The organism is Arthrobacter sp. HMSC06H05, assembly GCF_001807395.1.
Classification (GTDB): Bacteria; Actinomycetota; Actinomycetes; order Actinomycetales; family Micrococcaceae; genus Pseudoglutamicibacter; species Pseudoglutamicibacter albus.
On sequence record NZ_KV788974.1, the window covers coordinates 25,455 to 36,968 of the forward strand.

Genomic DNA, 11,514 nt, shown 5'->3' on the forward strand with positions numbered 1-11,514 from the left:
CTGCCGAGCGGGCCGCGTTGGCAGGGCGTCCCCCGCCAACGCGGCTACCTCTTGCTGATGAGGATCGCCGCGTTGTGCCCGCCGAACCCGAAGGAATTGGATAGCACCATCGTGTTGTTCTCCGGCGGCAAGCGGCGCGGTTCAGGCACGATGGCGAGCTCCGGGAACGCTGGATCGTCGAGGTTGATGGTCGGAGGGATAATCCCCTCCCGCAGCGAACACACACTGATCACGGCTTCGAGGACACCGGCGGCACCGAGCAGGTGGCCGGTCGAAGACTTGGTGGCGGTGATCGGGAGCTGGGGTGCGGTGGTGCTTGCCGGGCTCGTTTCGACACCGCCGCCGAACACTGCGGTGAGTGCCGCGGCTTCCGCGGCGTCTCCGGCCACTGTCCCGGTTCCATGCGCGTTCACGTGGCCGAGCGGGCCGCCATCGGGAGCGCCCGTGGCAAACTGTTCCGGCGTGAGGCCGGCGTCAGCGAGGGCCGCGCGCATCGCGGACGCGGCACCGCGACCATCGGGCAGGGGCGCCGTCGCATGGTGAGCGTCCGAGGACGCACCGTAGCCCGCGAGTTCCGCGAGTACATTCGCACCGCGGTTGCGTGCAACGGTATCGCGTTCCAGAACCATCGCGGCGGCACCGGCGGAGACTACGAACCCGGTTCGGCCGCGGTCAAACGGCCGTGATGCTCGCTCCGGGTGATCCTCGTAGCCTGCAGCGAGCGCCCGAACGTTCGCGTTGGAGGACACGTTGATCGGGTTCACGCAGTCCTCAACACCGACCACGATCGCAGCGTCGGCGTATCCGTGGCGTAGCGCGCGCATCGCCTCCCCCAGCGCAACGGCACCGGACGCACACGTCGCCGACACCGCGCGGGCCGGCCCCGTGACCCCGTACCGCTGACTGATAAGGGCGGCGGGAGCGTCGGATGCGCCGTGCATCGTGAGGCTCAACGGGACACCGCGCTGCCCGCGTTGTTCGAACGCGAGTGCCGCCTGATGGTGCGGCTGCAACGGGCCTGAACCGGTAGCCACTACGACCATGACCCGCGCCGGATCCCACGGCAAGGCGGTGTTGCGTTGGCCGGCACCGGGCACATGAATGCCGGCTTGGGCGAGGGCTTGGTCGGCGGCGGCGATAGCCCACACGTGCATGTCCTCGAGCCGGCGAGCGAGCGGGCGCGGCACGTAGTCTTCGGGGTTGAAGCCGCGCACCTGGCCGCCGATGCGCACCCCAAGTTCGCGGGCGTGCGGGGTTTCGAATTCGTCGCTTTCCAGCACACGGATGCCGCTGCGGCCGTTGACGACGGCATCCCACATTTCGGGGACGCTCAGCCCGCTCGGGGTGATCGCGCCGAGGCCGGTGATGGTGACTCGTTCTGTCGTCACAAGCGTTGCACCCCTTCGCTGCTTGTTCGGGCTGTCGCGCCGGAGCGGAGCAGGTCGGCGAGTTCAGCGGTCTTGACCTTGCCACCCACGGTTCGCGGTAGCCGCGACACCACGTAATACTGCGCTGGAACGAACTGCGGCGCCAACCGCGCGCGGCCCCACTCTCGCAACGCGGCCTTAGTGAGGGTGCCACCCGATCCTGCGCCGCCCGGTTCCCCGCCGCCGGTCCCCAGTCCGGAGTCTTCGACGGCGAGCGCGAGCACCGTCCCTAGCGTCGCATCCGGCAGCCCGACGGCAACCGCATCGAACGCTTGGCCGCCTGCGGTGAAGCCGGCGTAGGCGCGTGTCACGTCCGGAAGGGCGACTTTGTGTCCGCCAGTGTTGATGATGTCCCCGGCCCGGCCGAGCACCTGGACCTGCTGCCGACCGTCCACGATGCGGACGCGGCCTTGGTCGCCGACGCTCGCCCAGCCGTGCTCATCCAGCAGGCCGCTGACAGGACCGTCGGCATTATCACTGCCAGCACCGCCGCCATCCGTAGGGCCGCCGCCGACCACGTACCCGTCGGAGCATGATGCGGCCCGCACCCAAATCGTGCCCAGTTCGCCATCGGGCATGGGCTCCCCGTCCTCGTCGCGGATCTGTACCTCCACCCCGTTATAGACCTCGTGCCAGCCGGGGTGGTCGGGGATTCCTTGGCCGATGAACCCGATCTCTGCGGCCCCGTAGTAGCTGATGAGTTCGGTGTGAGGGAGCACGGTGGCAAGATCGCGTCGGAGGGTTTCGGGGAGGTCCGCCCCGCCCACGACGATGAGGTCCAGGTCTGCAAACAGTTCAGGCCTACGAGTAGCTTGGGTGATAATGCCGCGTAGCATCGCGGGGACGGTCACGATGCGGGTGATGTTTTCGTGCGTGATCCGCTCCCCCAGGCCTGCCAGCGTGAGAGTGTCGGTGTTGTTGGCGAGGTGGATGGTGCCGCCGGTGGCGAGTGTTTCGACCGCGGCGTAGAGGGTGAGCGAGTACGCGAATGGTCCCGGCGCGAACGTGACCATGCCAGGCCCCAGCCCGAGGTGCCGCTTGGAGACGGCGAGGTTCGCGCGGTATTGCCCGCGGGTTTTCAGAAACGCTTTCGGCGCGGCGGTGGTCCCGGAGGAGAACAGCATCAGGAACGGTTCAGAATCAGGGCGGTCCGCCGCACCATCAGGGCGGGAGGTGTCGGGGCGGTTCTCCGCAACTTCGGCAACGCTGTCAGCACCATCCCCTGCGTCGCCGCCATCATTAGCGACCGCGTGTTCGAGGTTGCGGAACTCCGGCATCGTGCAGATGACCCCGCCCCAGTCTGTACCGAGGGAGCTACGGAGGGTTGCGGCGGATTCGGAGTCGTCCACGATCACCACGCCGATGCCCGCCGAACGAATGATGTTGCGTTGATGCTCGGCCGGCCATCGCGGGTCGATCGCAGCGAAAACATGATCGGAACCGGCAAGCGCCGCCATGATCCGCGCCGCCTCAAACGCCGATGCGGTGCACACCGCGGTCACCGGCCGCGCCTCTGGCTCGTTCCTTCCCGTCAACCGCACGCCTTCGTGTAGTTGCCGAGCGGCGGCGATGGTGTGGCGGCTTTCGTCCACGAGCTCGCGGTAGGTGAGGGAACGGTTGCTGGTGGTGATGGCGGGCCGTTCGGGATGCTTGGCGGCGGTCGCGCGGATGGAGCGGGTGATGGGCACGTCGCTAGCTTAACCGTTGCAAGTGCCTTCCGCGGCAGGTTGGTTGCCACACCTATCAGTCCGGGCCACTCTTAACCACGCAGCTATTTTGCTGCGCGTGCGATTTCGAATAAGCTCGCAGGCATCGGGCGTTCAAGCTCCCAAATGATCTGCATCGGATTCTCCCCTGAATGCTTCACATAGCGGGCGTTACCGAGGCACGTGTACGGCTCCGTTCCGATCTCACCGTTCTTCGCCTTGCGGACAAACAGCACCACATTAGAGCCTTCCGATTCGTGGTTGATGTAGCGCTGCCCGGTAGGCGACGCTTCCCGAGTGAGGCTTTGCGATTCCCAATGGAACAGCGTGTCCGTCAACGCGTAGTCGTGATACATCGTGGTCGGCGAATAGTCGGCCTCCGACTTCTTCAACGTCACCAGCAACACATCCGTCTGCAGTTCCGGAATCCACTTCACGCCTTCGCGGATACTGCCGGGCTTCTCCGAGTTCAGCGACCCCACACCCAGGCCCGCGAGCAGCTCCTCACGCGTATATGTCGCGTGGCTTCGGATGGGTTGGGTCTCAAGACCGCCGGATAGTGGCCGCGGGACGGCCCTCGAAACCACTTCCCGGAACTGCATGATTTGTTCCAGCTCTTCCCGCACAAATCGAGCGTTCAGAAGCTCCGCCATCCCGGCGGCTAGCCCCTTCTCATGGCCAGACGGCCAGAACGAGTAATACAGCATCAACGCCAGCGGATCCTGCAGCAACTCAGGCGTGACCTTGCCGCTGTTCAATACTCGCAGATATCCCTCAAAACGGACCGGGTCGTCCACGTGCACAAACTTGTTGGCTCGCTGCAGCAGCTTGCTTTCGGCTTCGCTCGGACGGAACGAGCTCCGCCCATTCGCCCACGCCTCGTATTGAACCCAAGCGTTCGGGCCTTTATCGCCGAGATATGTTCGGGTCGCGCCCGGTTTATATACCGACGGCAGGTCACGATCAGACCGCTCCAAATAGTCCTTGAGGTGCAACCCGGCCGTAACCTCAGCCGCCGTGCTCATCTGGCGCACATCCGCCAGGAAGTCCTTGGTGCTCATCGTCACCTGGCTCCGAAGGTTAGCCACAACTTCCTTCTGTGTGACCTCATCGAGCACAATCTGGCATCCCGCCGGCAGCACCGGGAAATTATGTTCCGCAGAACGCTGCAACTGCTTCCGGTCCTGACCGGTGAGTGCGTGCAGTTTGATGTCGAAACGGAAATTCTTGTGCTGGTGCCCCACGAAATCCAGCACCGTCAGGACGCTCTTATTTTGCCCTCGGCGTAGACCGCGCCCCAGCTGCTGGATGAAGATGGTCGCCGACTGGGTAGGCCGCATCATCAGGACCGTGTCAATAGCTGGCAGGTCGAAGCCCTCGTTGAAGACATCGACCGCCATGAGGCAGTTGAGTTCGCCTGCGGCAAGCTGTTTGATCGCTTGGTCGCGGTCCTCGCGTGAGGTCTTGCCCGTGACAACGCCGGATGCGATGTCGGCCTGGTTGAAAACCTCGGCCATGTAGGTGGCGTGGTCAACGGAGACGCAGAAACCGAGGGCTTTCATGTTGCCGGTGTCGGTCACGATCTCGCGGGTGGCTTGGATGATTTTCTTAGCACGCTGATCATTGCCGGTATAGAGACGGTCCAGGTCCGCAACCCGATACCCGCCGGCGCTGAACTGGGCACCGGACAAGTCCACACCATCGGCGATGCCGAAGTAGTGGAAAGGAACCAGAAGGTCGTTGTCCAAAGCCGTCCAGAGCCGGAGTTCGCTCGCGATCCGACCGTCAAAGTATTCGGCCACGATGTTCTGGCCGTCCATCCGCTCAGGGGTTGCGGTCAGCCCCAAGAACTCTTTACACCCATCGAAATGCTTGATGACGCGTTCGTACGTAGCGCCGGCACTGTGGTGGAACTCGTCAATGATCACCACATCGAAGTGATCACGGTCCAGCTTGGTGTAGACCGTTTCCTGAGACAGCGTCTGGATGGACGCGAACACATGGTCCCACTTGGTAGGCCGGTAGTTCCCGCCCAACAACTCACCGAAAGAGCCGTCACCCAGCACGTCTCGGAAGGTTCGCAGGGATTGCTCCAGGATTTCACGACGATGCGCCACGAACAGCAGCCGCGGGCGTGGGCCCTTGGTGTTTTCACATAGACGGCGGTAGTCCAAAGCGGCGATCACGGTCTTGCCGGTGCCGGTTGCCGCAACCACAAGGTTGCGGTGACGGTTGAGGACTTCGCGTTCGTGTTGGAGATCGTCCAGGATGATCGCCTGATGCGGGTACGGGCGAACATCCAAGTTCGTGGCCAAAAGCGAGTCCGGAACCTTGTCCGCGGCGCCGTTGTTGAGTGCTTGCTGGAGCCGTTCCCCATCCTTTTCAGGAATGTAGGGTTCGAAGATCGGTGACTGCCAATAGCTTTCGAACGTAGCCTCGAACTTTTCAACCAGCGCCGGGGTCTGGATGTTGGAGACCCGAACGTTCCATTCCAGCCCGTCCACCATCGCGGCCTTGCTGAGGTTGGAGCTGCCGATGTAGCCGGTGTGGAAGCCGGTGTCGCGGCGGAAGACCCACGCTTTGGCGTGAAGGCGGGTGGTTTGGGTGTCGTAGCTGATGCAGACTTCGGCGCCGCACTCATTCACTAGATAGTCCAGGGCGCGTTTCTCGGTTGCACCCATATAGGTGGTGGTGAGGAAACGGACGGGGACTCCGCGCCGGTTGAGTTCTTGGAGTTCCTGAGCGATCAGACGGATGCCGGACCAGCGAACGAAGGACATCACCACATCGACGGCGTCGGCGCTGAGCATTTCGGTTTTGAGCTCAGGGCCTAGGCGGGGGTCGCCTTGCGCATTGGTCAGTAGGGCGACTTCGGAGATGGGGATCGACGGTGACTGCGGTGCCGCGTGCGGTGGCTTAGCGGTGCTCAACAGTTGCTGGGGTTCCGGCCCTTCGATGTGTTCTCCGTGGTTCACCGAATTCATGGTTGTCAGAAGTTGGTTCACGAATTCGATGCGTTCTTCTTCGCCACTGATTTGCTGGAGTTCCTGCTCCAGGCGTTCTGCAACGAAACGGGCTGCGACGTGCGGGAAATCGGCCTTGTCAACCTTGGCAATCTGGGTTTCAAGCGCGGTCGCATCCAGTGCGAGCCGCAGGTCCCTGGTGACCAGGTCTTCACGCAGGCCTACCAAAAGAGGGTCCACGAACTCACTACTCATCGGTGCTACCTCATTCTTCATGCCACCGCTACTGCACGGCGGCTTCCCACTGCGCGTACGTCATTCCGTCACTGGTTTTCCACGCCGTCCGGCCGTTGCTACTACGGCCGAGGCATATCGCGGCCGCCGTGGAGGGCGAGTTGAACACGATGTCGCGGGTAGCAACACACACATCGTCCTCTACCCGTAGCGAACCGTCCGCGATCAGCTTTCGGTGTTGCTGCGCCAACGCCTCATAGCTGCGGCGGGTGTGCTCCGAACGTGCCGCACTGGTGTCCCATTGCTTGATCAGGCGCGAACCTTCCAGCACGAACAGTTCGCCATCCACCGGCCGCATCCGCGCATCCACACCACGGCTGGTGTGCACCAGCTCAAACAGTGGCGACTCGTCCTCCACTCCACGCTGTACGGAAACCGCCGCACCATCTTCCCTGGCTGCGGAGCGCAGGATGTTGACGCCCAGCATCGGCAGAATCAACATCACTTTGCGAATGAATTCGTTGACGGATGCCTCTTGCGATTCGGACAGTTTCCGGGAGCGCGGGTTGTTCTTGTTTTCATCCAAGCTGCACCGGCCGGCCTTCCGCGCCATCTGCAGCAGCTTGGCTTCCATGTATCCCCAGTGCCCTTCGTTGAAGGAATGGTGCAGGCTCAGGATGATGATGGCCCGCTGCCACTTAGGTTTATTCGCCTGATGGTTACGCAACCGCTCCGCGAAATTCTCCGACCTGCCGATGTAGCACCACGTGTTGTTAATGGATTCGGCGTCTTCGCCCAAGAGTATGTAGACGCCGTTCGACTGCGCCTCCTCGCGCGCCAGCAACGCACCCAATGACTGCCGCGGCGCGGCGATGATCTTGCCGGTCCACCCGGAAATTTCCGCGGCAATCAGGCCGCCCGGGGTCCCATCGGCAAGAAACAACTCAATCGACGTCGGTGTCGCCAAAACGTTCAGACTCCTGAAACACACACCGCGGCCAGCCCGCGGTGACACCATCTAACCTACGTCACCGCCCCCGGCCTCCGCAGTACCTGACAGCGTCGCGAAGTTTCCCACCCGGGCCCCGCCGCATGGCACAGTTGGAATAGCCAACACCCAGCAAACATCCAACACCACGCGATACGCCGAGGAGCCCACGTTGCGGAACCCAAGCGCTTTCACTGACCTCACAGGAATCGAACTGCCGTTCATTGGTGCGCCGATGGCCGGCACCTCCACCCCGCAACTCGCCGCGGCGGTCAGCAACGCAGGCGGGCTCGGATCACTTGGTTTGGCGGGTAAGAACGTTGACCAGGTTCGCGAGGCCATCCGCGAACTTAAAGCCCTCACCACCCGGCCATTCAACCTGAACTTCTTCTGTCACGCCGAACCTCACCGGGACCCCGCCGTCGAGTCCGCATGGCTCGACTACTTGGCCCCTCTCTTTCACTCGCTCGGCACCCAACCGCCAGCAGAGCTCAGCCCGTCCTATGAATCGTTCCTCGGCGATACCGCGATGCTCCAACTACTCGTGGACGAAAAACCCGCCGTGGTCAGTTTCCACTTCGGTGTCCCCGACGTCGCAACCATCAACGCACTGCACGAAGCCGGCACCCTGTTGATGGCTTCCGCCACTAGCCAGGCTGAGGCGCGCGTAATCGAGGAAACGGGCTTGGATATGGTCATCGCCCAAGGGATCGAGGCCGGCGGGCACCGAGGAATCTTCGACGAAAACGGCCCCGATGAACAGACCCCTACCGGGCGCCTCGTTCAGCAGATCGCCTCAGCAACACAGCCGCCTGTGGTCGCCGCGGGCGGCATCATGACCCGCGAACATGCTGAGCACATGTTCAGCCTAGGGGCTTCCGCCGTTCAGGTCGGCACCGCACTCATCACGAGCCCCGAATCCGGGGCCAAAGACTCCTACCGTGACGCTCTAGTTCAATCCGCGCACGCCGCTCAGCACGCAAGCGGCGACACTGAAACTCACTTGACTCGCGTATTCTCGGGGCGGCCAGCCCGCGGGTTGCCTACCGCGTTCATGGAGTTCGCTGAAGCGCCCGATGCGCCAACCCCGCCGGTCTTCCCCGTCGCCTACTCGGCGAACAAAGCGCTGTCTGCCGCGGCCGCTAAGAGCGGCTCCGCAGGAATGGCGCCACACTGGGCCGGCGCCAACGCACACCTGATTCAGCCGCGCCCGGCAGCGGAAGTCACCCACGCCATCGGCCGCGAACCATGATCCCAGGGCTACTCACGCGGTAGCCAACCAAACACCGCCTGGACGAAGCGACCGACCTGGCCAGCCCCGGCCTGATCTGGCCTGTTCCTTGGCGGGTCGTTGCGGTTATTCTCATAGCAAGGATTCAGCACATCACCCGAGGAGATTCCTTGATCATTGAAACCCCGCAGGGCACGTGGACGCCCAAGGTCGCTTTGGACCACGACGCCGGCACCGACCAGACACACACCCAGTCACCCGCGCAGTCACCATGCCCGCACGAGAAGGTCGCCAAGATGGTGGCCCACTCAACTGAACCGCCAAGCGATACCGAAAACTATGAGGCACCCGGCGCTCGGTTATTCGATAACCCGGTTCTCTACGACAACATCTTCGGCTGGGACGCGAGCGAAGAACTCGACTTCATCACCTCCACCACCAATGCCGACCGGCTCATAGAGTTCGGGTGCGGGTCCGGCCGCGTGCTACTTCCGTTGCTGGAACGCGGCTACCAAGTGGACGGCATCGACTCCTCGAGCGACGCCCTCACCCACCTCAGCGAAGCGGCGGCCGAACGGAAAACCAAACACACCCCACGGCTGATCCTCGGCGACCTCACCGAAGTCGCACTCCTACCCACATACCCGGGGGCTTTCTCCGCACTCAACACTGTGCGATGCCTCCCCACCCCCGAACTGGTCGCCGCCCACCTGCGTCGCGCCGCGATGAGCGTCACCACCGGCGGCAAATACCTGATCCACCTCGACTCCTTCGGCGCTGACCTGACCGAACGCCCACAGCCCGGTGAATACGGCGATTGGGAAGGCTTCGGCGACCCAACCGAGAACCCCGAATACCAAAACATCACGGTGCGTTGGGAGCTGGCGAAGCGGGAACCTCGCGACGGTTACGACCTCGAAACTGAGCGTGTACGTGTCTGGAACGGCGAGGAACTCATTGTCGATGAACTCCTGCTGCAGCTCTCCTTGTCGGTCACGGGCTGGCACAACCTCTTCACCGCCGAAGACCTTTGGACAGTGCACAGCGTTGTTGACGAAGACGAATTCCAACCGCTCGATGCGCAACAACAGCGGACGGCCGAAAGCGGCAACTACTGGTTCATTCTGGAACGCACAGACCGCGCCGTCCCGCCGCTCTACAGCGCTTAAACGCCCCGCCGCTCTACAGCGCTTTAACACCTGCGGTGGGTGGGCATCTCATTGATGCCCACCCACCGCAGGTGTTCTTGGGTTTGTTTGGTCGCTGGTTTTCTTCGGTTCTTAGACGGCGGTGTAGCCGCCGTCAACCAGGTAGTAGGCACCCGTGACGAAGGACGCGTAATCCGAGAGCAAGTACAGAACCAGGTTCGCGACTTCCTCCGGGCGGCCCAAGCGACCCATCGGATGCTTAGCGACGAGCGCATCGCGGATCTCTTCCGACAGGTTAGCCAGCAACGGGGTATCGATATAGGCCGGGCCAACAGAGTTAATGCGCAGCCCCTCCGGGCCGTACTCTGCGGCCGCGTTCTTGGTGATGCCTACAACCCCGTGCTTCGCGGCGGTGTAAGCGCCATTGCCGATCGCCGCGACCGTGCCGTGAATCGACGCCATGTTCACAATCGCGGACTCACCCGCGCCAGCCTTCAACATCTCAGGGATCTGGTAACGCATCCCGTACAGAACACCGTTGAGGTTGATGCCGATGACCTTGTCCCAAGCCTCAAGGTCAGTCTCACCGGCCGGTGCTGCCGGGTCACCGATTCCCGCGTTGTTGACCGCATAGTTCAGCTGACCATACGCCTCGATAGCCTCACGGACCATGCGCTCGTTGTCTTCCTTGACGGAGGTGTCACCGGCAACGGCGAACGCCGTACCGCCTGCGGCTTCGATCTCAGAAGCCACGCGCTCCGCGGCCTCCTGAGAAATGTCAGCAACAACCACCTTGACGCCGTATTCAGCGAGCCTCTTGCTGGTTGCCTCACCGATTCCCGAACCACCGCCAGTCACCAACGCGACCCGGCCTTTGAACTCATCACCGAACATGCTGAAAACCCCTTCCATAGGAGACGTCCTGTCAGTTTGAGCCCAACAAGGACATCCCGTTTTTCGGAGGGATTCTCAACCGGCGAAATGAGCGTGCTCAACCAGTGAAATCAGCATGAAGGCCGGGTAGCGTTGCGGTGAGGACCCGCACCTGGAAGCGGCTAGATCTTGATGGTCTTCGAGGTTGCACCGGTGGTGGCGCTGGTTTGATCGAAGACGAAGCGGTACTGCTTCTTGAGCCTCGTCTTGATCTTGACGGTCGCTTTACCCTTCTTCAGTTTGACCGTCTTCACGGTCTTCCACTTCTTGCCCGACTTCACCTGCACGCGAGCCTTCTTAGCCCCATGAGCCACGTACTTGTTACGCTCAGGATTGTAGCGCTGAGCCGATGCAGTCAGGGTCACGGTGTTCCCCTTACGCTTCCCCTTCAGCGCGGCCTTGCCCTTAGCACGGACGTAGAAATGTCCCTTAGTCCAGTCGGTATAGGACTGGTACTTGTAGTCGTCCCGGGTGTCAGCAGAGACGGCCGAAGGACCAACCGTGTATTTACCGAGGCCATCAAAGCGAGGACAAACCTGAACACGAGTCTTTGAGTGGTCGCCAGAGTCCCCATAATCTGCCCAGTCCACCTTGGTGCCGCCTCGGGTCACATCGGCCCAAACACTCCAAGAGTCAACCTTCTGGGACATGGTTTTCCGCATGGTGACCACGACGTCACGACAACTGGAATTGGACCAGTTAGAAACCACGATGGACTTTGCGCTGAACCCGGTCACGTCCACCAGGCGTGGCGCCGCTTGGCTTGGGACCGCGGTGCCGGCGTTGAGCCCAACGGCAACCAGAACAATAGCGAATGCACGGAAGAACCGTTTCATACACATTCCTCAAACTAGAACGAGCCAAATACGGGCGCAGAAACACTC

General features: G+C 62.4%; 8 protein-coding genes. 2 read left to right on the forward strand and 6 right to left on the reverse strand.

The window, feature by feature from the left end; genetic code table 11:
* Positions 1 to 44: 44 nt before the first annotated feature.
* The 4 genes from HMPREF3160_RS01875 to HMPREF3160_RS01890 all read right to left on the reverse strand — a co-directional run bounded on the left by HMPREF3160_RS01875 (position 45) and on the right by HMPREF3160_RS01890 (position 7,297).
* On the reverse strand, positions 45 to 1,388 hold the full coding sequence (locus tag HMPREF3160_RS01875) for a beta-ketoacyl-[acyl-carrier-protein] synthase family protein (protein ID WP_070506745.1): 1,344 nt from the start codon (positions 1,386 to 1,388) through the stop codon (positions 45 to 47).
* Positions 1,385 to 3,115 carry a class I adenylate-forming enzyme family protein gene (locus HMPREF3160_RS01880; RefSeq protein WP_070506747.1) on the reverse strand — a complete coding sequence of 577 codons (1,731 nt, stop codon included), beginning with the start codon at positions 3,113 to 3,115 and terminating at the stop codon, positions 1,385 to 1,387. The genes HMPREF3160_RS01875 and HMPREF3160_RS01880 overlap by 4 nt, the downstream gene beginning before the upstream one ends.
* Before the next feature lie 83 nt (positions 3,116 to 3,198).
* Positions 3,199 to 6,351 carry a DEAD/DEAH box helicase gene (locus HMPREF3160_RS01885; protein WP_083285277.1) on the reverse strand — a complete coding sequence of 1,051 codons (3,153 nt, stop codon included), beginning with the start codon at positions 6,349 to 6,351 and terminating at the stop codon, positions 3,199 to 3,201.
* A 28-nt stretch (positions 6,352 to 6,379) separates the two neighbouring features.
* Complete coding sequence (locus HMPREF3160_RS01890; RefSeq protein WP_070506752.1) at positions 6,380 to 7,297, reverse strand: GIY-YIG nuclease family protein; 918 nt, start codon at positions 7,295 to 7,297, stop codon at positions 6,380 to 6,382.
* Positions 7,298 to 7,490: 193 nt separating this feature from the next.
* On the opposite strand from HMPREF3160_RS01890, the gene HMPREF3160_RS01895 reads away from it, so the two are divergent.
* Entirely contained in the window at positions 7,491 to 8,570 is a 1,080-nt protein-coding gene (locus HMPREF3160_RS01895; protein ID WP_070506754.1) for an NAD(P)H-dependent flavin oxidoreductase, read from the forward strand.
* Positions 8,571 to 8,719: 149 nt separating this feature from the next.
* Positions 8,720 to 9,718 (forward strand): class I SAM-dependent methyltransferase, encoded by a 999-nt coding sequence (locus HMPREF3160_RS01900; protein WP_070506757.1) that lies wholly within the window; start codon positions 8,720 to 8,722, stop codon positions 9,716 to 9,718.
* A 111-nt stretch (positions 9,719 to 9,829) separates the two neighbouring features.
* On the opposite strand, the gene HMPREF3160_RS01905 is transcribed toward HMPREF3160_RS01900, so the two are convergent.
* Together HMPREF3160_RS01905 and HMPREF3160_RS01910 are read right to left on the reverse strand one after the other, a co-directional pair.
* Positions 9,830 to 10,609 (reverse strand): SDR family NAD(P)-dependent oxidoreductase, encoded by a 780-nt coding sequence (locus tag HMPREF3160_RS01905; protein ID WP_256173805.1) that lies wholly within the window; start codon positions 10,607 to 10,609, stop codon positions 9,830 to 9,832.
* Between the two features lie 143 nt (positions 10,610 to 10,752).
* Positions 10,753 to 11,466, reverse strand: coding sequence for a hypothetical protein (locus tag HMPREF3160_RS01910; protein ID WP_070506760.1), 714 nt, complete (start codon positions 11,464 to 11,466; stop codon positions 10,753 to 10,755).
* Positions 11,467 to 11,514: the final 48 nt, after the last annotated feature.